13 protein-coding genes are annotated in these 22,589 nt (G+C 61.0%); 8 read left to right on the plus strand and 5 right to left on the minus strand.

What is annotated here, in order from left to right:
* Positions 1–362: 362 nt before the first annotated feature.
* Positions 363–1,238, minus strand: a complete 876-nt coding sequence (locus tag VGN12_22790; GenBank protein ID HEY4312293.1) for a creatininase family protein — start codon at positions 1,236–1,238, stop codon at positions 363–365.
* Positions 1,239–1,394: 156 nt separating this feature from the next.
* Here VGN12_22790 and VGN12_22795 point away from each other — a divergent pair, with 156 nt between their 5' ends.
* Positions 1,395–2,510 carry a mandelate racemase/muconate lactonizing enzyme family protein gene (locus VGN12_22795; protein HEY4312294.1) on the plus strand — a complete coding sequence of 372 codons (1,116 nt, stop codon included), beginning with the start codon at positions 1,395–1,397 and terminating at the stop codon, positions 2,508–2,510.
* A gap of 32 nt (positions 2,511–2,542) precedes the next feature.
* On the opposite strand, the gene VGN12_22800 is transcribed toward VGN12_22795, so the two are convergent.
* On the minus strand, positions 2,543–3,937 hold the full coding sequence (locus tag VGN12_22800) for an efflux RND transporter periplasmic adaptor subunit (GenBank protein ID HEY4312295.1): 1,395 nt from the start codon (positions 3,935–3,937) through the stop codon (positions 2,543–2,545).
* 353 nt (positions 3,938–4,290) lie between these two features.
* Between VGN12_22800 and VGN12_22805 the strand changes: the two genes are divergently transcribed.
* The 4 genes from VGN12_22805 to VGN12_22820 all read left to right on the plus strand — a co-directional run bounded on the left by VGN12_22805 (position 4,291) and on the right by VGN12_22820 (position 10,241).
* Positions 4,291–6,090, plus strand: coding sequence for an MFS transporter (locus tag VGN12_22805; protein ID HEY4312296.1), 1,800 nt, complete (start codon positions 4,291–4,293; stop codon positions 6,088–6,090).
* Between the two features lie 246 nt (positions 6,091–6,336).
* Positions 6,337–6,978 carry an SIS domain-containing protein gene (locus VGN12_22810; protein ID HEY4312297.1) on the plus strand — a complete coding sequence of 214 codons (642 nt, stop codon included), beginning with the start codon at positions 6,337–6,339 and terminating at the stop codon, positions 6,976–6,978.
* Positions 6,979–7,088: 110 nt separating this feature from the next.
* Complete coding sequence (locus tag VGN12_22815; protein HEY4312298.1) at positions 7,089–9,137, plus strand: WD40 repeat domain-containing protein; 2,049 nt, start codon at positions 7,089–7,091, stop codon at positions 9,135–9,137.
* A gap of 117 nt (positions 9,138–9,254) precedes the next feature.
* Positions 9,255–10,241, plus strand: coding sequence for an ROK family protein (locus VGN12_22820; GenBank protein ID HEY4312299.1), 987 nt, complete (start codon positions 9,255–9,257; stop codon positions 10,239–10,241).
* Positions 10,242–10,325: 84 nt separating this feature from the next.
* Here VGN12_22820 and VGN12_22825 read toward each other — a convergent pair whose 3' ends face one another.
* Positions 10,326–12,638: a hypothetical protein gene (locus VGN12_22825; GenBank protein ID HEY4312300.1), complete on the minus strand. Its 2,313-nt coding sequence runs from the start codon at positions 12,636–12,638 to the stop codon at positions 10,326–10,328.
* Positions 12,639–13,161: 523 nt separating this feature from the next.
* Between VGN12_22825 and VGN12_22830 the strand changes: the two genes are divergently transcribed.
* The gene (locus VGN12_22830) at positions 13,162–15,087 is read left to right on the plus strand and encodes a polymorphic toxin-type HINT domain-containing protein (protein ID HEY4312301.1); all 1,926 of its coding nucleotides are present in this window, start codon (positions 13,162–13,164) and stop codon (positions 15,085–15,087) included.
* A gap of 42 nt (positions 15,088–15,129) precedes the next feature.
* Here VGN12_22830 and VGN12_22835 read toward each other — a convergent pair whose 3' ends face one another.
* Together VGN12_22835 and VGN12_22840 are read right to left on the minus strand one after the other, a co-directional pair.
* Positions 15,130–16,602 carry a hypothetical protein gene (locus VGN12_22835; GenBank protein HEY4312302.1) on the minus strand — a complete coding sequence of 491 codons (1,473 nt, stop codon included), beginning with the start codon at positions 16,600–16,602 and terminating at the stop codon, positions 15,130–15,132.
* A gap of 183 nt (positions 16,603–16,785) precedes the next feature.
* On the minus strand, positions 16,786–19,134 hold the full coding sequence (locus tag VGN12_22840) for a hypothetical protein (protein HEY4312303.1): 2,349 nt from the start codon (positions 19,132–19,134) through the stop codon (positions 16,786–16,788).
* Between the two features lie 186 nt (positions 19,135–19,320).
* On the opposite strand from VGN12_22840, the gene VGN12_22845 reads away from it, so the two are divergent.
* Together VGN12_22845 and VGN12_22850 are read left to right on the plus strand one after the other, a co-directional pair.
* Positions 19,321–20,238, plus strand: coding sequence for a sugar phosphate isomerase/epimerase family protein (locus VGN12_22845; protein ID HEY4312304.1), 918 nt, complete (start codon positions 19,321–19,323; stop codon positions 20,236–20,238).
* A gap of 247 nt (positions 20,239–20,485) precedes the next feature.
* The gene (locus VGN12_22850) at positions 20,486–22,261 is read left to right on the plus strand and encodes a redoxin domain-containing protein (GenBank protein HEY4312305.1); all 1,776 of its coding nucleotides are present in this window, start codon (positions 20,486–20,488) and stop codon (positions 22,259–22,261) included.
* The last annotated feature ends 328 nt before the right edge of the window (positions 22,262–22,589 follow it).

Genomic DNA, 22,589 nt, shown 5'->3' on the forward strand with positions numbered 1-22,589 from the left:
CACCGAGGCCACAGAGAATTCTCTAGGCACAGTTCCCTAACTTTCTCTTGGTGCCTTTTCGCACTTTTCGTGGCCGGATTTTCTAAGTACTTGTAGGGTGTGTCCGAGACACACCACTCTTCTGATCCCTGGCTTCTAATCTTCGCAAATCTGCTCAATCTGCGGATAAACAAATCCTGGTGCGTCACAGACGCACCCCACCTTGAACAAAAACCCCTCGCTCGCGCTTCGGGATAGTGTTTTTGCCCCAAGCTAGAAGATTGTCGAGCAAAAGCGAATTTTCCGCTCTGCACTCATCACTTCCCTCACGGCCCTCTGCCGGCTGCCCACTTCCTCCGTGTCTCCGCGGTGAAATATTCTCCTCACCCGATCGGACGTTGGCCCCAGGGCATCGGCATTGTTGGCGTGCGGCGGTGGTGGTCTTGGCGGCGGTCGGCCGGGCGGCCGTGAAAATACGTGACGAAGAGGGCCAGTTGTTTGACTGCTTCTTCGTAGGCTTGGCGTCCTTTTTCGGCAGTTGCCAACTTGGCTTCGCCCAACACGCCTGTCTCGGAGTAGCTGCTGGTCCACGAGACGAGTGTGGCTGGGCCGGCCGCGAACAGGTCGACCCAATTGAAGGGGCTGTTTTCTTCGTTCATGCTGATCGTCCCGTTCTCGATCAGGTCGTGACGAACGTTATCGCCGTCGAGGTACAGGTACAGCGACGTCTCGAGCTCGCAGGCATGCGCGCAGCCGCCAGGGAATTTGCTCTGCCGCCAGCGCGGCAGGAATTCCTTGTCGACCGTCAACAGGTTCCACCACGCGGCCAGGATGCATTCGGCGTCGGTCTCGAGATTCGTACGCCGGGCGACCAGGTCGAGGTTCGGCATGTTCGAGCCATGACCGTTGAGCAGGACGATCTTCTTGAAGCCGTGATAGGCGAGCGACTTCGTAATATCGAGCACGTGGTGCATGAAATGCTCGAAGTCGTTATTGATGGTGCCGGGAAAATCCATCACGTGCCCCGTGTAGCCGTAGGCGACCGTCGGCAGCACCAGGACTTTGTCCGGGACCGCCTGACCGGCACCGAGCGCGATTTGCGTCGGACAGATCAGGTCGACATCCAACGGCAGATGCGGACCATGCTGCTCGACGGCGCCGCACGGCAGGATGCAGACTTTGCCCAGCTCGATCGCGTCATTGATCTCGGGCCAGGTCAGCTTTTCGTAGCGATATTCGGTCGAGGCGCGGCTGGTCATCGTGGTTCCTCGCAAAGTTCGTCGGGATCGTGACGCGACGGCTTGCGGAAGTCGTCGACGGGTGAGTATCCTCGCCTCGTGATGCAGTTTCAACCGTGCGTGCCGCGCCGGACGATCGCGGAAGGCCGGCAGAATCAACGTGGTGAGTGAGGCAATATGAAAATCACGGAAGTTGTCACGATTGCCCTGGGGGGGGCCACGCACGATCACGGCTGGCCCGGCGGCACCGATCCGAACGTGCAATACAACACGCTGGTCGAGGTGCGTACCGACGAAGGGGTGACCGGCATCGGCAGTTGCTACACCACGCGGACGCTTGTCGAAGGATCACTCGAGCTGCTGCGGCCGCACCTGATCGGCGAGAGCGGGCTGGAGCCCGATCGAGTCGCCGAAAAACTGCGGCAGTCAATGTTCTGGCTCGGCCGTGGCGGATCGGTCGAACACACGATCAGCGGCATCGACATTGCGCTCTGGGATCTGTGCGGAAGGGCGCTCGGTCAACCGGTCGGACGATTGCTGGGCGGGGTGTACCGCGATCGGATCAAGCCTTACGCGTCGATGTTGTTCGAGGATCCGCCGCTGTTGCGCGAGAAATTGCTGGAGCAACGGGCGCGCGGCTTTCGTGCCATCAAGCTCGGCTGGCGGCCGTTTGGGCGCGTCAGCCGGAAGTTCGACGAAGTGCTGATCAAGACCGCGCGCGACACGGTGGGGGACGACATCGAGATCATGGTCGACGCCGGCGGCAGCGAACAGTTCTGGCCGCACGGCGTCACCTGGGCACGCGAAACGGCGCGCATGCTTGGCGATTACGGCGTCGTATGGTTCGAAGAGGCGCTGCAGCCGGACGATGTGGCCGGCTTTCGCGAACTGCGAGCGAATTCGCCGGTGCTGATCGCCAGCGGCGAAGTGTTGACGCGCCGGCAAGCGTTCCTGCCGTTCATCACCGGGCGGGCGCTCGACATCATTCAGCCCGACGTGACTAAGTGCGGCGGATTGGGCGAGGCGCGCCGGCTGGGATGGCTGGCGTACGATCACGGTGTGCTGCTGGTGCCGCACGGCTGGAACACAGGTATCGGCGTCGCGGCCGATCTGGCCCTGGTGGCATCGCTGCCGGTGGCGCGGTGGGTCGAATTCCAGACGGGTGTGCCGTACATCGAGGAAATTCTCACAGAGCCCTTCAAGCTCGACAGCGAGGGCATGCTGCGAATTCCCGACGGCCCCGGCCTGGGAATCGAGCTCGATCGAGATGCGATTGCGCGCTATTCGCGATAGCGATGATCGCGGACGTGACTCGCGAATCGCGATTATGACTTAACCGGCGCCGCGTTTATTGAAACTTGCTGACCATCGACAAGCGAAGCGGCGCCGGCGACGACGACCGGATCGTCGGCCATCAGACCAGTAATGATTTCGACATCGTCGCCGATTTCCAGCCCGACCGAGATCGGCGTGGCGATTGCCTTGCCATCGCGAACGACAAAGCAGGTGGCCTGGCCGTCTCGCCGTACGATGGCCGCGCGGGGTACGGTGAGCACGTCAGGCCGTGAGACGAGCGAGATCGTGACCGCGGCACTCATGCCGGGGCGAAGCTTGCCGTCAGCGTTGGGAGCGTCGATTTCCGCACGCAGGGTACGGGCCGTGCTGTTCAAGGCCCAGGCCGTGCGCGCGATCGTTGATTCGACTGTTAGGCCGGACACCGCGGGCACGCGCAAGGTCACGGGATCGCCGACGTCGACAAGCGCTGCTTCGTCTTCCGGTAGTTCGACAAACACACGCAGCGGATTGGCACGCACAACGACCGCCAGCGGCGCGGCACCAGCTTCGGTGACCGGTTGCACGAACTGACCTACCTCGACCGTCCGCGCTGTTATCACGCCATCCAGCGGCGCGCGGACCGTGGCGCTATCGATTTGAGCGTGCGCGCGCTGCAGGTCGGCCGCGGCGACCTCGCGCGTGGCTGCGGCTGCGGCCTCGTCAGTGCGGGCTTTAACGACCAGGGCTTCGTTCTCGGCCAAAGTCGATTTGGCGGACTGCACTCGGGCCGTGGCGTCACGCCGGGCGGCCTCGGCGGCGCGATATTGGTTTTTGCTTTCGTCGACGACCTTTTGCGATACGGCCGAACTGCGCCCCAACTCGGCCACGCGACCGTGTTCGGCCATGCGGCGTTCGAACTCGGCGACGGCCCCTTCTTCTTGCGTCTTGGCCTGCTCGATTTGCGAGGCGCTGCTGGCGACCACGGCTTCGGCCACTTTGACCTGGGCCTGGGCTTGTTCCAGTTGCGCACTAGCTTGCGCGCACAGGGCCTTTTTCTGCGCGAAATCTTCATGCATCGCGGGCACCGAAAGTTCGATCAGCGCCTGCCCCGGCGTCATCAGGTGGCCGTCATTGTCGTAGCGCGGGCCGGTAACGTGATCGCCGATGTCGAATAACACTCGTTCCACATAGCCGGCCGTGCGGGGATAAATCAGCGACTCTTCGAAAGCCTCGATCTTGCCAGGTTGCTCGGTGACGCGCGACAGCGTTTTGCGCGCGGGGGTACGAACTTCGAAGTGCGCGGTCGAATCTGCTACGGGCGTTTCGACGCTGTGTGTTGCCGCTGGTGGCGCGGAATCCATCGCCGGGCCACAGCCCTGGGAAGCCGCGAATAACGACGCACAGATCGACAGTGTGAGGGATCGAGCAATGGCACGGCTGTTCATCGGCCGACACCGGCTAGGCGTGTTTGGATTATGAGGTTCGCATGAGCAGGCAAAGGATGCGCGTCGCGAATGCCATGAATCTCAGCGTAGTCGTGCGAAATCATGTGGGCAATATGGCACCGTCGAAGACGAATAACAGATGCCGATTAGAATAACAGGCATAGTCGCGGTGCGCGGCCAGGGTGTTTGCCCTCGTCTCGCAACCGCATGAAGGAAGGCAACTTCATGTGCAAGGACCACTGAACGGTCAAACCCGCCTTGCCCGGTTGGCTCGCGCGGCCCCATAATGCGCCCGCCTGGTGCCACAAAGGTCGACCAGGCTCCCACCTCGTTCACCATTTCGGGCAGACGCCTTGAGCACGATTGACACCACGCCCGCTGCGATCCCCGTGAAGCGGCGCGAAATATTCGCCTGGACGATGTACGACTGGGCGAATAGCGCCTTTTCGACGTTCCAGATCACGATCCTGATGTTGTACCTCACCCAGGTCGTGCTGCCCGGCGTGACGGGCGATGTGGCTTACGGGTACACGATCGGGATTTCGACGTTCTTTGCCGCGGTGCTTTCGCCGCTCTTGGGCGCGGTGAGCGATGCGCACGCGAGTAAGCGATTCTGGCTATCGGTGTTGACGCTCTCTGGCGCTCTTTCCGGCATCGCCATGTATTTCGTGCCCGTCGATATGTCGTGGGCATTCGTGGGCTTGTTTTTCATCACCGTATTGAGCTTCGAGCTGGCGTGGGGCATCTACAACGCGTTTCTGCCCGAGATTGCCGATGAGTCGAACATGAATCGCATCTCGGCCTACGGCTTTGCGATGGGATATGTCGGCGGCGGGCTGGCACTGTTGATCGGAGTGTTGATCGTGATGTTCGGTGGCGATATCGGTTTGCCCACGGATCTCGCGGGTGATTGCGTGCTGGGGCAGGATGTTAACTTCGCGGTGGCGTTGCCGCCGGGTGATTACAAGGTGGGGATCACGGTCGGCGACCTCACCGACGCACATGGCCCCGTGGAACTGTTGATCGACGGCCATCGGCAGGAAACGCTGCGCACGTCGGCCGGCGAGTTCATGTCTTATGAATATCCCGTCGCGCTGGCCGCGTCCGAACTGGCCATTGAGCTGAAGGCGGCCGGTCACGGCGAGACCGCGGCACTGGCGGCGGTAACCGTCAGCGGCGGCACTTTGGCACATCCGCTGGTATTTGATTTCGGCACGCCGACTTCGATTGCCGCGGCCAGCTCGATCTGGCTGACGCACGAGGATGGGTACCAAGCGTACGACCGTGAAGCCCTTCTGAAAAAGAGTAAGAGTATCCCGGCGGCCGACTTGCCCGAGACGCTGTCCCTCGGCTTACGACCGGTCGCCGGCCAGACTTTGGAATCGCGCGATAACGTCCTCGCGCCGCGGTTGCGGTTGGGGCTGCTGATCATGGGGGTGTGGTGGGCCGTCTTCAGCCTGCCGACACTGTTGATTCTGCGCGATCGCGTGAAGCCTCGAGCGGGCAAAGAATCGTTGATGGCGACCGGTCGACGTGCCATCGGTGAGGTCATGCACACGCTGAAAGGGGTGCGCGATTATCGGACGCTGTTTATCTTCCTGATCGCATTTCTGATCTACAACGACGGCGTCGCGACGATCATCACGCAGTCGACCGTCTTTGCGAAAGAGGCGCTCGATATCGGCGCCGGCGAGCTGATTTTCGTCGTGTTGATGATCCAGTTTGTGTCGATGCCCGGTGCGCTTTTTGTCGGCTGGCTGTCGAACAAGCTGGGGGAAAAGCCTACTTTAATGGCATGCATCGTCGTCTACATGGGCTGGTTGATTGCCGCGTTTTTCATCAGTACCAGGGTGCAGTTCTGGATCATGGGAGCCGTGCTGGCGCTGGTGATGGGAGGCATCCAGAGCGTGAGCCGCGCGATCATGGCCCTGATGACGCCGGCCAGCCGTAGCGCGGAATTCTTCGGCTTTTTCAACCTTTCGAGCAAAGCCACCAGCTTCGCCGGCCCGATCGTGTTCAGCTCGATTCGCGCGTGGACCGGCCAACCACACCTGGCGATCTTGAGCCTGCTGGTATTTTTCATCATCGGCGGAGGCATCGCCTCGTTCGTAAACGTCGGCGAAGGGCGCCGCCGGGCGCTCGAAGAAGGGTGAGCGGCGTCGCACACCGGCTGCAAGCCCTCGGCATCGTGCCATGCTTTTCCGCTAACGGCGGATAAGCATGCCCACCGCATGGCTGGTCCGTGTGATGCTTGGGCATTAAACTATCCTGGGTCAACCCTGCTCGTTTGCCGGCCGGTTGTACTTTGTCGCGCGAGGCGGAAATCTTGACACGCGACCGTCCTCACCCTGGACCGGCTATCAAATAACTTCAAGACGTTTACCGGAGAGCGACTGCTGATGTTAGGTGCCAAGCTGGAAGTCGGACCGTATATCGATCGACTGCACAAGGAAATCGATCGCGTCGAGCATGCCGAAATCCGCCAAATGGCCGACTTGATCTTCGAGGCCTGGCAGAACGAGAAGTTCGTCTTCATTTTCGGCAACGGCGGATCGGGCACCACGGCCTCGCACTTCGCCGAGGATCTGGGCAAGAGCAGCCTGCACGAGAAAGACCTGAAGGACGAATCTAAGAAGCGGCTCAAGGTTCTCAGTCTGACCGATAACCTCGGCTGGATCATGGCCGTGGGGAACGACGTCGGCTACGACCAGATCTTCGTCCAGCAGTTGATGAACTACGGCAGCAAGGGGGACGTCGTGCTGGCGATCAGCGGGTCGGGCAACAGCCCGAACGTGCTGGCCGCCGTCGATTGGGCGAACCGTCACGGTCTGAAGACGTTCGGCCTCACCGGTTTCGCCGGCGGCAAGCTGCGCGGCATGGCCCACAGTGGTCTGCACGTGCCACTCGACGATATGGGCATGGTCGAGAGCATTCACCTGTGCGTCTTTCATTGGGTGCTGAACGACGTCTTCGCCCGCATCAACAACGAAGGGCGCCACGCCAAGAACGGCGCGCCGGCCGCCAGCGGGCACGGGAAGTAAGAAGAATCTCCTGTACGTGTCGTCGCCCGCGAAGGAGTGACAGCGTGCCGAGGCATTGCGATCACAGCCGACTGTCTTTCTCGGACGTCGTATTGCTGCGCGTACTTTGCATGGCTTGCCTTTTTCTAAGTGTGCTCGCTGTTGAGCAGCTACAGGCGTCGGAAGTCGACGGCGACGAGGATCCGTTACCGCCGGGTGTCATCGCGCGGTTGGGGACGAAACGCTATCGACCGACGCATTCGGCGCTCGCCGTGGTATTTCTGCCTGGCACGCACACCAGTTCGATGTTGACCACCGGCGGCGCTTTCGAGCGTTGGGATGCCGAAACGGGGCGCATCGAACGCTCGATTCGCATCCTTAATTCAGGCGACGAACAATTTACGCGAGCCGTGGCAACTTCTGACGGTCGATTCTTCGCCACTCGCGGTATGACGTTTCGCAAGGATGGTCAACGACCGCTATGGTGGCTGGCGATCGTCGAAGCCGACACCGGACGTGAGCGGCTGCGAATCAACATCGAGGAATTTCACGGCGAGGGTGTCGCCCTCTCCGCGGACGGACGCACGATTGCGGCTGATGGGTTTGTCGACGGGGAGTCGAAGCTATGTGTCTTTGACGTCGCCACTCGCTCTGAGATTGCCAGGCGTGGCATCGGCAAGAAGAAAGTGCGCTCGATGGCATTTTCGCCGGATGCTGAAACCATTGGCGTCGGCTCGGACGACGGAATCGTGCGACTGTGGAAATGGCAGCTAGAGGAAGAGCCACGCGAGGTCGACGTCTGCCATAACCCGCGACAATCCGTATTGGTTCTCTCTTTAGCGTTCTCGCCCGAGGATTCAACGCTCGCCGTTGGGGCTTATCAATCCGAACAACTGGGCGTGTTCGTCGTTCCTTTAGCAGCTCCTGAGCAGAAGCGGGGGCTATCGGTTGAAGATGTGAATTTCTGGCACCCAAAATCCGTAGCGTTTTCGCGGGACGGACGATTGCTCGCTGCGCCGATCAACGGCAGCAACGCGCGGGGTGGCGTTGCCGTTTGGGAAGCCGCCACGGGCAAGGTCGCACATCGGTTCGAGGTGCCGATGTCGAACTACACGAGCCTGGCTTTTTCACGCGATGGCACCCGGCTTGCCGCTGCAAGCGATTGGGATACGCGAATGGCAGTATGGGATCTGGCGACGGGTAAACGCATGGGCGAGGAATTGCCAGGACATACGCTGCCGCCGGGCATCTTAAAATTCACGCCCGACGACGACCTGCTGATTTCGTCCGGAGATGACGGCACATTGCGAGTGTGGGACGTGGCAAGCGGCAAACAAACTCGCGTTACGACAATCGATAATGGGAACTTTGACGTCTGTTGGATTCGAGCCATGGACGTTTCCGCTGACGGTGCAATGGTCGCCGCGTCCATACTAGACAACAGTATTCGTGTTTGGAGTATTGCATCGGGGAGTGAATTATGGCGAAGTCCAGGGCATGGCAAAACCGGCGGGTGTCGGGCGCTTCGATTTCTACCTGACGGCAAAGTACTCGCGTCTTGGGGAGACGATCTGCGCTTGCGCCGCTGGGATACCGGATCAGGCAAGCTGCTAACAGAGCGGCCCACGGAGCCGGACGGAGTAAAATTGCCGAAGCCCGGGGCTGTATTCGGAGGCGCACCTTCGCTCGGATACGGACTATTCTCTAGAGACGGCTCTCGGCTGATCATGCAATTCGGTAACAGCACACACGAGTTAGATACTTCGTCGGGGGCCGAGATCGCGAGATTTCCAAGCGGAGCGCCAGGTGCGCCACTGTCCGTTGCATTGTCGCCCGAGGGGCAAATGTTACTCGAGCAACGATGGTTCGGCCCGCAAGCGGTTGATCACCCTGTAGCCCTGACCAACATTGCCGATGGCAAGGTCGTGGGCCGAGCATCGCTCCCGGGAAGGCATGGAGGGCCGGTGGCCTTCTCGAACGATGGTCGACTGGCAGCCGTTGGTTCCTATGAGGAGGATCCTTATGTGCAAATTCTATCGGTCCCAGACCTGAAGGAACTGGCGAAACTGAGCGGTCTGACGAGCCGTCCGCATGCGGTGGAATTTTCTCGCTCAGGGAAGAGCCTCGCGGTTTCGACCGCCGGCGGAAGTATCCTGCTGTGGCAGTTGGAATCGCGATAGATCTCTCACCTCCTGCACCCAGCATTCGTCTTGCGCGGCTCCTCGTGCTGCGGTAGTATGCTGCACCTAAATGACTAAGCGCTGAGCGCTGAATTACACCAGAACCAGTGGAATATTATGTTTCTCGGCATTGAAATCGGCGGCACGAAGTTGCAGTTGGGCGTGGGCGAGCGCAGCGGGCCGCCGCTCGCGAAACTCGTGCGACTGGACGTACACGCCGAGAATGGGGCGCCGGGGATCATCGAGCAGATTCGCAACGCGGCGCGACCGCTTGTCGCGGGACACGCGATCGAGCGGATTGGCGTAGGCTTCGGTGGCCCGATTGCGGCCGATGGCCGGCATATCGTGACCAGTCACCAGGTCGCCGGATGGAACGGCTTTCCACTCGCCGAGTGGTGCGAGAAGGAATTTAGCGCTCCGACGGTTTTGGGAAACGACGCCGATCTGGGTGGGCTGGCCGAAGCGCATTACGGTGCGGGGCGTGGGCTGGATCCGATCTTCTATATCACCGTCGGTACCGGCATCGGCGGCGGTTTCATCGTCGATGGGCACGTCTATCGCGGCAGTGGACACGGCGCGGCCGAGATCGGACACCTGCGGCCAGGGCTGGACGCGAACGATGATCATGAAACGGTCGAATCGCGCGCGGCAGGCCCAGGCATCGTGGCGACGGTCCGACGGATGATGGCCCAGGCACAGATCGCCGACCTCGATGATCTGAACGGGCGAACGGGCAACGATCTCGAACTGCTGACGGCCAAAATTGTCGGCGAGGCGGCCGTGGCCGGCAACCAACTCGCGCTCGCGGGGCTGGCGGAGTCGCGACAGGTGCTGGGGTGGGCGATTGCCCAAGTCATTACGCTGTTGTCGCCGGCGGCGGTGGTGATCGGCGGTGGCGTGTCGCTCTTGGGCGAAGAGTATTTCTACGTGCCGCTACGACGAGACGTCGAGCGGTACGTCTTTCCGCCCTTTCGTGGCACGTACCAGATTCTGCCGGCGCAACTCGGCGAAGAAATGGTCGTCTACGGCGCCGTTGCGCTTGCGGCGGAAAACGATTCACTAGGAAATCGTGAAGCCGGTCAGATACGGAGAATCGTCCGGTAGGGTGCCCTGTGGGCACCGCGGCATCGCGCGCGATTTCTTGGTGCTCGCAGAGCACCCTACAAGAGACGCAATCTGCGATTTCTCTTACTGTTCGTCGGCGTAGACGCGAGTGCTTTCTTCTTTGGTGACCGGGGTGCGAATTTCGTCGGTGAGGATTTGCACCCGCACGCGGACGTCGCCGGCGCCGCGGCCTTCGGCTTTCACGCGGTAGGTCGTGTCGGCTTTTGGCGCGATTTGTGCCAGCGGCTCGAACAGCACGCGCTGCCCGTCGATTGTGTAGCGGGCGGGCCCTTCGGCGCTGATGGGCTTGAGTTCCTCAGGCAGTAACGCCACGACCTGCACGTTCGTAGCAGACTTTGTGCCTTGGTTGACGACGCGGATTTCGTAGCCGGTCTCGCCGCCGACTTCGACCGGGTCGGCAATGTCGACGACTTCGAAGTTAATCGCGGCCACGCCTTCGACGAGGATCGTTTTTTCCTCTTGCGCCGAGAGGCCACGGTCGGCGGTGCTTTCGATGCGAACGACCTGCTCGCCTGCCTCGATCGGCACGGTGGTCAATGTGACGCTACCCGATTCACTCGCTGGCAGTTCTTCAAGCAGCCATTGCACGCTGCGCGTACGGGGATCGTACTGCCCGGCATTGTTGGCTTCGACGAATTTCATACCGGCCGGCAGATGCGTGACAAGTGTGACTTCCTTGGCCGTGGCGGTGCCTGGATTCGAAATGGTGACGGTGTAGGTCGCCTGGCGATCGAGGTACCTTCGAGTCGGCCCTTCCATCTTGACAGTCAAAGCGGGGGCGACGACTTCGAACTCGGCCTGTTGATCGACGCGAACGCTCCCTTCGCCGATCGCGGAAATCGTGTTTTGAACCTTGCCTGCCTTGATGGCGTGCATTTTCAATTCGAGCTGGCGCATCTCGCCTGGCTTGAGCATGCCGATCTCGTATTCCAACTCAGGCCCGGCCGGATGCTGCAGCATTTCGGGCACGACCTCGCGCAGTACGACTCCGGTGGCAGTTCCGGTGCCGGTATTCTTCAGCGAGATGGCCATCGCGATGTCCTCGCCCAACAGCACGTCGCGTTCGGTGCGGATATCCAGTTGCAGGACGGGCTTCGTCACGAGCGTGCGGACCGACGACTCAGCGGCGAAGTGGACCGTTGCCACACTGCCGACTTCCCCTTCGGTGGTGGGCATTACTTCCAGTTGCACCGTGGCTTCTTCGGTAGGCTTGAGCGTGCCGAGCGACCATACGACGTCGCCCTCTTGCTCGGTGGCGTGTGGCGTGGTGCTGATGAGCTGCGTTCCCTTGGGGATGGAATCATGAATCTCGACATGCGCCGCGGCGACACCGCCAGTGTTGCGCACCTTGACGACGAACACAGCCGGCTTGCCGACTTGAACATCCTGAGGTGCGATTTTCTCGATCGTCAGGTGAGGCGCTTGCGGGCCTTCCAGGTGACGGCCACCGGGACGCCCTTGCCCTTCGGAGCCTCCTTCGACGCGCGTGCGGCCGGCCGGTGGCGAGAAGTTGCCTGTATCGGCCAAGGCCGGTGGCTGTTGATCGTCTGCAGACTCGCCAGGCAGAAGTGCCGGTTCACGCGCTTGAGCGCCCGCAGCGGCGGGCGTGCGGCGATAACGATCCGTAGCGGCGAAGGCACCGGCCGTCGCAGCTCCCGCGGCCGCGGCGACAGGCACTTGCTCTGTGGCAGCCGATTCCGTGGCCGGGGTGAAAGCCGACGGCTCTTCCGGCAACGGGCTGTCGAAAGAAACCTCGGGCGCGGCCGGCGGCGGTCCGTCCGGATGCGCAGCAAACGGATTCGAGGCGCGCGGCGGCGCCAACGTCGGTTCGTTACGTGCCGCTTCCGATGCGGCGGCTTCGGCCGGGTCATCCGGAGATTGGGCGGCCGTCGGCTCGTCGGCATACGTCAGCGGGCGGATCTCGCCTGGTCCGCCGCGGCCGGCGGCTTGTTGCGCGTCGTAGCGGCGCATGGCTTCGGGCGCGGCGGGAATGCCTTGTGGATCTTCGGCCTCGGGCTTCGGAGGAGCGCCGGTGTCGGGCGAGGTGCTCGAGTCGGGCGGATAACGCGAGTCCCATTTCGCGCCGGCAAACGGATTCGCGCCGCCTGTCTGTGCGGCGCCGCCGGTTTGCGTCGTGTCGCCGCTTCCTGCTGAATCGTCAGCGGCGGTTTCCAGCACCGTCGGTTGCGGCATCGGCTTGACGGTTCGTTCATCGACGACAAACGCAGCCGGCTCGCCGGATGTGCCACCGGATTCGGCGACGGCCGACGCTTCGGCTTGCGCCGTGCGATGACTGCGCTGTGCCTCGACGACGGCGTAAGTGCCCAGCGACATGACCACGGTCAATGCCGACAAACGCAGAAGCGTCCGCTTCATAGCTCGTCTCTCCAACGAAATTCGAGAAAGGGGCCGAATGCACGCCTTGCCGTCGTCGCGTGGTCGAGAAGGGAACTAGTGACCTGACGCGCAAACATTCCCACCAGCGAATTGCGACGCATCCCCCGAGGGGGAAACAGCGCAATGCAACAAGCGAGAAAGGGAAAGGAAGATTCGACGGCGGTGTAGTACCAAAAGGGGCAACGTGCGAAAAGGTCAGTTGTGCTAGCGAAACGGTTCTGGCAAATGCAGCATGGCGCCCGTCGTGGGTTTGCGGCTAATAAAGGCGTCTACCTTTCACCGTTGTAAGCTGAAGGGACTCTCGGATTTGTAATTATGAACTAGCCCATTCGCGTGGTACGTATAAACGCCAGCGAAGCGTCGCCGTCGCAATGAAGTGACCGCGTGCTTGAGGGGGGGGCTGGCAGAGTTTGCGAGCGGCGCGGTTGCGAGCGACGCAGAGTTTGTTAGCGACGCTGTTGCGGCAATCTCGAACGCGGCTCATCGAGGCCGGGAGGCAGACATGCGTGCGACGCAGGGACAAGCGTGTGCGGCAGGCCGATTCTTTTCGAAGTCGCTCTCTTCGAAGCTGCTGCTTTCGGAGTTGCGGGCGATCCGTTTTGAACGTCGCCCCTTGCTGGGGTTGCGGACTGGATTCTTAAAACCCTCACTGGCGTTTCGCGCTGGTATGGGACTGCTTCTAGCAGCGAGTGTCGCTTTTTTTGTTAGCTATCCGCGCGCTCACGCCGCAGAGCAGCAAACTGATTCGTCAGAAGCCGCGCAATTCGTCCGGCAAGCGTTGACGGCCGAGGCTACTGGGGATGCCACAGGGCGAACGCATTATCTCGCCAAGGCGCTAGCGGCCGATCCAGACTATGCGCCAGCGCATTGGCAACTGGGCGAGGTGCGGCAGAACGGCACGTGGATAGGTGCCGAGGAGCTGCCGCGCGATCGCTACTTCGGCGAGCGTTTGAAAGAATATCGGCGGAAGATCGACGGTACGCGACACTCGCTCGGTGATCAGCTCATTCTGGCTCGCTATTGTCGTAACGCAGGATTGCAGGACCAGGAACGGCTGCATTACTCGGTCGCGCTACTGATAAATCCTGAACTGAAGGAGGCGCGTGACCATCTGCAGTTGGTTGATTTTCATGGGACGCAAGTTCTGCCCGCGCAGGCGACGATGCTCGAAGCCAGGGAACATATGCTTGATGTAACGGTTCATCATTGGATGCCGCGCATCGATGAACTTTGTAAATCGATCAATGGCGACGAACTGGCCGCGCGAAGCAGCGGATTCGAAGCACTCTCGACAATTCGAGATCGTGAGGCGATACCGGCCCTGGAGGGAGCGTCGCGGAACAACACGGGGACTGTGGGCAGGGCGGTCGTGGCCAGCCTGTCAGGAATGCGCGGACAGGAGGCCACGGATTCGCTCGTGCGGCATGCCGTTCTGGCACAAGATGACGCCGTTCGGCAGGCGGCGATCGACGGATTGCGTCCGCGCTCGCTATACGCCTCGGTCCCCATGCTGCTCAACTATCTGCAATTGCCGGTGGAAGTTCGCTTCGACACATTCTTCCTCGCCGACCATCGGCCAGCCCACCGATTGACGATGTTTCAGGAAGGGCAATCGCGGGACATGAAATTCGTTTCGCAGGGGGCTACTAAGCGTGACGTCAGCATCACCGGTAAAACGGGCGCAATGCGTGTGAACAATACGCCGGACCCGACGCTTGGACGCGATCTTGGCCTGGCGCAAGCGGCTCAGCAATTCAACGGAACCCAGGTCGAAGTCAACGCGCGGACAGCGGTGGCGCTACGCAACACGACGGGCGAGGACCTATCCGACGATCCGAAGGCGTGGTGGGAATGGTGGGCGAGCCATAATGAGATGTATCGCCCCACCGAGCGCCCGGTCAGCTACTTACAGCAGAGCTCGATCACGCCGGTACAGATCCGTTATCACTCGTGTTTCGTGGCCGGCACCACGGTCTGGACAATCGCCGGGCAAGTGCCGATCGAACGAATCAAGGTCGGCGAGTTCGTGCTGGCACAGAATGTCGAAACGGGCGAGCTCACGTACAAGCCTGTTTTAGCCACGACCGTGGGGCCCAAGATACGCGACCTCGTCGAGATTACGGCCGGTGGCGAAACGATTCGCGCCACTTACGGACATCTGTTCTGGGTATCAGGCGTCGGCTGGAAGATGGCCAAGGAGCTTGAGCCTGGTGAGTTGCTGCACACGACGCACGGGCCGGTCGTCATCGACAATATCGAAAAGCAAGGGATGGCCGTGTGTCACAACTTGATCGTGGCCGAGTTCAATACGTACTTTGTCACGGATCAGGCCTTCCTGGTACACGACATCAACGTGCGCGGGCCAACGATGGCCACCGTGCCGGGGTTGATCGACGAGGCCGAGGATGTGGTGTCGACGTCGCCGTGACCGGATCGTGGCACGTATCGACGGGCGAACTGGCAGTAGGCTTTACGGTTTAGCCTGTCCGCCTGCGGCCTGCTTCGCCTTGCGCTGGGCAACGATTTTTTCTTTGCCGCGTGCGATGCCGTACTTTTTGTAGATCGCTTGCCACTCGTCTTCATCGGCTTGCGCTTGATCGAGCGTTTCGCCATGTTGGGCCAGCCAGGCGACCAGTGCATCGAACTCCGCCACCCGCTCAGGCGGGAGATACTGCAGCGTGCGTTTCTTCGTATGGAGGACCGCATGAATCAGCTTTCGCTCGCCATCGGGCTCGTACAATTTCGGATCGGCGCCCGCCTCGAGCAGAACCAAGGCTGCGCCGAACTGGCTACTCTGCACAGCCCCTGTCACCGGATACGTTAGATTCCACCGGCAAAAGCGATTCAGCTCGGGCTTCTTGGCAAGCAACAGTTCAATTCGCTCCTTCATGTCGAGAAACCCATTCTGCGTGACGACGTGGAGCGGAGACTGGTTGGTCTGCCTATCGATCTGGTCGACGTCGCCACGATGCTCGACGACCAGTTTCAAGTAATCGATCACCGGCGAGCGACAGGCCAGATGCATCACGGATTGCCCGGCATGGCAACCCCGGTCGAGGTCGGAGGAGCCGCCGATCGGATAGGGATGGAACGCGCGCTGGCCGAGTCCAAAGTCGGATTCAATTGATACATTGGGATCCGCCCCATGCCGTAGCAGACAGGCAAACCGTTCGATCTTGCGATCCGGAAACGCCCACAGCAGCGGCGTCATGCCGTCCTTGCCCACGGCGTTGACGTCGGCCCCTTCGGTGATGAGGCGTTCCATCTCCTTAATATTGTTGTCTTCGATGGCTTTGCAGAGCGCGACAACGGCTGGGTCTTGGAAATAATCTTCGGCCTTCCAGCCTGCTTGCGCGTGCCAACGCATTTCGGGGGCAAGCTCGAACTCGATTTCGTGCATGCGTTCGGCGGCGGCCAGTCGTTTGTCAGCCGCGGCCTTGTATTCCTTGACCACTTCCGGCGTCCGCTGCTGGCCAGGGGGATTCTGCGCATCGATCCGCTGAATCGTGAAGTCCGCCTCCTTGCGCTCCTTCGTCAACTGGGCGTACTCGGCGTTTTCTAAAAGCTTCGTATTGGGTGTCAGTGCTTTGATCGCCCTCTGCTGGACACGGGACGCGAGCGCCGTTGCTGCCTGCTCGTCCATGCGTGGCTTATGGTCCCACCCTGGCTCGTAATCCGCCCCCAGGTAAGGTTTCCATTGCCCGAGCAACTGCGCGACCTTCGCCTGGACGCGCGCGTCATTCTTCACGAGGGGGCCTACGCGCATTCCGACGCTCATCGAGAGCGCTGATTGCAGCGTGGCGGGACTGTCGCCTCCTGTTCCGATCGGCGGGAAGACTTGCTTGTCGATCTCGAAACGGACCTGCGCCGCAAAGAATAGGAATCCCGCTTCTTCGGCCAGGGGTGCCGCGGCCGCCGCCTTCAACAACTCGAACGCGTTCATGCGTTCGTATTTCGCGGGATTCGCAGCGGTCGCTCCCGTACAGCCTGCCCCCACGCAAAGACCGAATAGAGCAACGGCCCAAGCTACCCGCGTGCGATGAGACATATGTAAGTCCCCAGAATTTGAACACAGACTGCACTACAAACGCGCCGTTTAGAAATACGCAACGTGCTAGTCGTGAGACTATTCAGCAATCGGCGACCAATGCAACTGTTTATCCAAGAATTCAAATGTTCCCACGCCGTGGATGGTGTGGGGGCCGTCGAAGAATTCGATCGTGGTGCGGTCTGGGATGTTCAGGTCGGCGTATAGTTGGCGGACCTTGGCGTATTCGTAGGCAACCCATTCGTCCGGCGCGACACCGTCGCGATGGCCGCGTTCGACCATGAACGGCCGCGGTGCGATCAGGCCGGCCATGTCCGAATAGTTAAACGTATTGCCCAGGTCGAACTCGAACATCTCATACTCGCCCGTGTGTAAGTAGCTGTAAGGGCTGCGGGCTGAGCTGTTCTTCCAGATCCATTCGTTGAAATCTGCCGAGCAGATCGACAGACAATATCGCTCGACGATCGAAGGGACGCGCATGGCTGTCTTGCCACCGTACGACAGGCCATAAAAGGCAATCCGCGCCGGATCGACGAAATCGAGCGACGCCAGCCAGTCGACGGTTTGTTCGTGTTGCGGCACGATGATCGAGAACAGCGTTTTGCCGAGCGGATTCGCCTTGCGCTGCAAGGTGCGAAAGCGATCTTCGAAGATGTACGGATTCTGCGGCGCGTAAGTGATGTAGCCGCGTTTGACCAATTGCACGGCGTATTGATTGTAGTGATGGTCGTTCACCGTCGGATCGGCGACCAATTTCGGCCGCCCTTCCAGGCCATGTTGACAGACGACGACCGGCCGCCGCTCGCCGGGCTTGAGGTTCTTCGGCACCAGCAGAATGCCGTAAGCAAAGACGTCCGGAAAAACGTCGAGCATCACTTCGTAACCGGTGAAGGTGGGCTCGTCGAAAATCTTGCGCGAGCGCGGGTTGGCCGGTTCCTTGGGCAGGACGAAATGGCCGATAACCTGGTCGTAGAAATATTTGCGGTACGATGCCGTTGACTCTTGCCACTTTTCGACCGAGCGCGATTTGCGATCCGCCTTGGCCCAATACTGGCGACGGGTTTCTTCCGAGTCGGCCAGCAGCCGCTGTGTAAAGTCGACGAGCTGATCGAACTGCCGTTTGAGTTGTTCTGCATCGGCCGGGCGATTTACTTTTGGGGCTGGCCCGAGGTCAGCGAGTTCGGCGTCTTTGACCAGGTATTGAAGGAACGCTTCGAGCGTGCTTTCGCTGACCGGCGGCAGCACGTTGTCAGCGCCCGGCCCTCCCATGAACGTCAACGGCTGATGCATTCCGCCTAGCATGTCGTGCAGGCGAGTCGTCTCGCGAATCGCGGCCAAGGGGTCGATCGCTGTCAGCTTGCCAGGCGCCGCGCCGCCGCCGACGGGCTTGGGAGGGCCAGAGATCTCGGGCGTCCGGCTGACTTCGATCACCAGCGGCCGCGGCGCGACAAGTGAGGCGATTTCAGCGTCGCCGAACTCGCGCAGCAGCGAAAACACGTTGCGATAGATCGGTTCTTCCCAAACGTGATTGCGCGGGGCGAAGTAGCCACTGATGCAGGCAACGTCGATGCGCGTGTCGAGCGCCGCGGTATCAAGCGCGATCAGCCCTCCTTCGGCATAGCCCATGATGCCGAGCGGGCGATCTTGCTTCGTGCGCTGGGCGTCGGCCGTGAAGAAATCGACCAGGGCCAGCATCTTTTGCACTTCGTAGCCGATGATGTGCCGGCCCAGCTCGTATGCCTGGCGGTAGATAAACTCGCGATGAGGTTGATTCGTGGGACGCGTGCCGGCGGCGCCGATCGAATACTTGCTGTCGCGATCAATGAGCATCGGCACCACGACGCGGCAGCCACTCTCGGCCAGCCGGCGAGCGAACTGCTGCTCGGGCGGAAGTGCCGTGTCTCCCGTGGCCAAGCCGGCCAGCATCTCGGGCGTTTGATCGGCATCTGGGATTGCGATCACGTCGGCGATGGGGTTATCGCGCGTGGGGTAAAGCAACAAGCCTTCTCCGTAGACGCCCGGCAGCATCGGCCAGCGAACGGCCAGTACTTCGAATTTCGGCGAACCGGCCACGAGCGCCGATTGACTGGTGGTGGTGATGACCTCGAGCGCGTCGCACGGCAAACGCTTGTCGACGGCGCCGATGATTTTTGCCAACTGCTCACGATTCGGTTGAACCGAGGCGCTGTACTTTTCCGGTGACGAAGTGTCCCGATTCCAATGGACCGGGCGGTGAGTAGCCGATTCGCCGATCTGCCGCAGCAGAAAACGATCGATGCCATCAACCATTTGCGAAGCCAGGTCCCCTTCGACCGTGAGCGGCTGCGTGCCGGGCAGCGGCTCGGCCGCTTGCAATGCGTTGAACATCGCGTGCAAAGTCGTCGCGATAACGAGAGCGGCAAATGGCAAGGTGCGCACGGTCGGCATCGAGCTGGACTCCACGGTGAGGGAATTTCGGCGTGAGGTGTCTTAGCAGTCGCAGGGGACGCGGTTGCGTTGCTGAGCCCTGTTGGTGGGCCTATTATGGCAGGGCGAACACGGGTCGGGGACAATTGCTTAAATAACTGCGTCCCGCCCGGCCTTACTATATTTGGTTCCGACCGAGGAGCAATAATGCACGGCCACGATCGAGCGGATCGACGCGAATTTCTCAAAGCGGCGGGCGCGGCAGCCGTAGCGGTCAGCGCCGCGCAACTGGCACTGCCTGCCGTCGCGGCCGATACTTCTTCCAAGCCGATGAAGAAGGCCGTGAAGTACGGCATGATCCAGGAAGGGAACACGGTCAAGGAGAAGTTTCAGCTACTCAAAGACCTGGGCTACGACGGCGTCGAAATGGATAGCCCCAGCAAGCTCGACCGTGACGAGGTGCTGCGAGCGCGCGATGAAGTGGGGCTGCCGATCCACGGTGTCGTCGATTCGGTCCATTGGCGCGACACGCTGTCGCATCCCGATCCGGCCGTGCGGGTGCGAGGGCTCGAAGGGCTGCAGACGGCGCTGCGCGATTCGAAATATTACGGCGGCACGACGGCGCTCTTGGTGCCGGCGGTCGTTAATAAGGAAGTTTCTTACGCAGACGCCTACACGCGTTCGCAGGCCGAGATTCGCAAGGCGCTTCCGCTGGCCAACGAATTGGGCATCAAGATCGGTCTGGAAAACGTTTGGAACAATTTCCTGCTAAGCCCGTTGGAAGAGGCGCGCTACATCGACGAACTCGATTCGCCGATGGTGGGGGCGTACTTCGACGTCGGCAACGTGCTGCGCTACGGCTGGCCCGAGCATTGGATCACGACGCTCGGCAAACGCATTCTGAAACTCGATATCAAGGAGTTCAGCCGCAAGAAGCAGAACGACGAAGGGCTGGGCAAGGGATTTGACGTCGAGTTGCTGGAAGGAGATTGCGACTGGCCGGCAGTGATGGCGGCTTTGCGCAGCATCGGATACACGGGCTGGGCCACGGCCGAGATTCCGGGCGGCGGTCGCGAACGCTTGCAAGCCATCGCCGGGCGGATGGATAGGGTTTTCGCGAGTTAAATACCGCTATCGGATGCGGAGGAACCGAAAGGTTGGGGTCGTGCCGGATCGGTATTCTCCGCTAAATTCTCGTGCCGTCGGTGAAACCATCGGGCCACGGGCCGGGTAACTCCGGCGAGGGTTCGCCCGGTCGGGGCGAACTGCTCGGCAGTGTACTGAGCCAACCGCTTGGCCGCGTGTCGAGCGAACCGTTTTGTCACGGAACATCCCAAGAGGTCTGTGCGCGATGGTCAGGATTTTCTCATTAATGCTGGCCGGTCTGCTGGCGGCTGGCACTCTGTTGGCCGGCAGTTCGATGGCCGTGGGCAAGGATGTCGAGGCCGCGAAAGACCTGATCGGCCGTAAGGCGCCTGAGTTTTCGCTGCACGACCAGTACGGTAAGCCGCATACGCTGGTGGATTTCGCAGACCGGAAGGTCGTTGTGTTGGCATTTCTGGGGAACGAATGCCCACTGGCAAAGCTGTACGCTGGCCGGCTCGAGCAGATCGCGAAGGACTACGGCCTGCGCGGTGTAACGGTGCTGGGCGTGAACGCCAATCGGCAGGACGCGCTCACCGAAATCGCCACGTTCGCCCAGCAGCATAAGCTGACGTTTCCGATGTTAAAGGACGCAGGGAACACGGTGGCCGATGCGCTTGGCGCGTCGCGCACACCGCAAGTGTTCGTACTGGACGAGTCGCGCGTGGTGCGCTATGTCGGGCGGATTGATGATCAGTACGGCATCGGCTTCTTGCGTCCGCAGGCCACGCGGCATGATCTGACCATAGCGCTCGACGAATTGCTGGCCGGAAAAGAAGTCAGCCAGCCGACGACCGAGGCGCCGGGCTGCTTGATCGGCCGCGTTGCCAAGGTCGAGCCGCAAGGGACAATCACATACGCGAAGCAGATTTCACGTCTGCTCAACGAGCGGTGTGCGAATTGCCATCATGCCGGCGACATCGCGCCGTTCCCGATGACCAGCTACGAGGAAGTCGTCGGCTGGGCCGCCACGATCCGCGAAGTGGTCGAAGAGGGGCGGATGCCGCCGTGGTTCGCTGATCCGGCTCATGGCAAGTTCGCCAATGATGCACGGTTGAGCCCCAACGAAAAGCAATTGATTTACGATTGGGTCGATAATGGTTGCCCCGAGGGGGATGCCAAGGACTTGCCGAAGCCGCTGAAATTCGCCGAAGGATGGCAGATCCCCGAGCCGGATCGGGTGGTCTTCTTGCAAGAGAAGCCGGTGAAGGTCGCCGCGCAAGGAACGCTGCCGTATCGGTATTTCCTGGCCGACCCGTTCTTCAAAGAAGACAAATGGGTGAAGGCGATCGAAGCCCGGCCGGGCAACCGCGCGGTCGTGCATCACATCATCGTCGGCTTCATCCGGCCGAAGCAGCAGCCGCGACTGGGGCTCGGCGGCGGGACGCTGGTAGGCTACGCGCCCGGCATGCCGCCGGCCAAATATCCTGACGGCGCAGCGCTCTTTGTACCGGCCGGTTCGAAGGTGGTCTTCCAGGTGCATTACACCCCCAACGGCAGCGAGCAATTCGACCGCAGTTGCGTGGGCATGGTCTTCGCCGATCCCAAGGACGTCCGCGAACGCGTTGACGGCGACGAAGCGGCGAATACGCATTTCCGCATTCCCGCAGGCGCGGACAACCATCCCGTAAATTCGCGTCATGAGTTCAAGGACGATGTGCGGCTGGTCTCGATGACGCCCCACATGCACATGCGCGGCAAGGCATTCCGCTACGAGGCCGAGTATCCGGACGGCCGGAAGGAAATCCTGCTGGATGTGCCGAAGTACGATTTCAACTGGCAGATGCGATACGATCTGGCCGAGCCCAAGCTGCTGCCGCGTGGCACCCGACTGCTATGCACGGCGCATTTCGACAACTCGGAACAAAACCTCAGCAATCCCGATCCGAATCGCGACGTCCGCTGGGGAGACCAAACCTGGGACGAAATGATGATCGGGTATTTCACGACCCTGCCAGGTCAGTCGCCGGCGCCGGTCGCGACGCAGCCGATGGCAGGCGAGTAACGCGGCGTCAAACGCGATTCTAAAAAAGACAGGAACCACGAATAGAACGAATAACACAATGACAGAGAGGCGAGTCGGCGGACAGTCTTTCTTCACCATTTTCGTGTCATTCGTGGTTGAAAAAGACTACTGATCCCGTTGGCGGCGCGACCGACCACGTGCCGCTGACCTCTGGTTTTGAGTACCGGCCGGTGATGTGTCGGCCACCTTTCTGAGCCATTCCTGGCGATTCGTGCGCGGGTTTGATTCCCTTCCGGCGGCGGCCCCGGTACCCGGTGCTGCTCACGGCCCGGGCTGCTGCTCTCGTGCAAAATCGGCAAACGGGGTA

Source organism: Pirellulales bacterium, from assembly GCA_036499395.1.
Classification (GTDB): domain Bacteria; phylum Planctomycetota; class Planctomycetia; order Pirellulales; family JACPPG01; genus JACPPG01.

What these genes read in the sequence shown, in the direction of transcription:
- VGN12_22790 (HEY4312293.1), bottom strand. Translation starts at nt 1,238, where the DNA reads ATGACCAGCCGCGCCTCGACCGAATATCGCTACGAAAAGCTGACCTGG.
- VGN12_22795 (HEY4312294.1), top strand. Translation starts at nt 1,395, where the DNA reads ATGAAAATCACGGAAGTTGTCACGATTGCCCTGGGGGGGGCCACGCAC.
- VGN12_22800 (HEY4312295.1), bottom strand. Translation starts at nt 3,937, where the DNA reads ATGAACAGCCGTGCCATTGCTCGATCCCTCACACTGTCGATCTGTGCG.
- VGN12_22810 (HEY4312297.1), top strand. Translation starts at nt 6,337, where the DNA reads ATGTTAGGTGCCAAGCTGGAAGTCGGACCGTATATCGATCGACTGCAC.
- VGN12_22815 (HEY4312298.1), top strand. Translation starts at nt 7,089, where the DNA reads ATGGCTTGCCTTTTTCTAAGTGTGCTCGCTGTTGAGCAGCTACAGGCG.
- VGN12_22820 (HEY4312299.1), top strand. Translation starts at nt 9,255, where the DNA reads ATGTTTCTCGGCATTGAAATCGGCGGCACGAAGTTGCAGTTGGGCGTG.
- VGN12_22825 (HEY4312300.1), bottom strand. Translation starts at nt 12,638, where the DNA reads ATGAAGCGGACGCTTCTGCGTTTGTCGGCATTGACCGTGGTCATGTCG.
- VGN12_22830 (HEY4312301.1), top strand. Translation starts at nt 13,162, where the DNA reads ATGCGTGCGACGCAGGGACAAGCGTGTGCGGCAGGCCGATTCTTTTCG.
- VGN12_22835 (HEY4312302.1), bottom strand. Translation starts at nt 16,602, where the DNA reads ATGAACGCGTTCGAGTTGTTGAAGGCGGCGGCCGCGGCACCCCTGGCC.
- VGN12_22840 (HEY4312303.1), bottom strand. Translation starts at nt 19,134, where the DNA reads ATGCCGACCGTGCGCACCTTGCCATTTGCCGCTCTCGTTATCGCGACG.
- VGN12_22845 (HEY4312304.1), top strand. Translation starts at nt 19,321, where the DNA reads ATGCACGGCCACGATCGAGCGGATCGACGCGAATTTCTCAAAGCGGCG.
- VGN12_22850 (HEY4312305.1), top strand. Translation starts at nt 20,486, where the DNA reads ATGCTGGCCGGTCTGCTGGCGGCTGGCACTCTGTTGGCCGGCAGTTCG.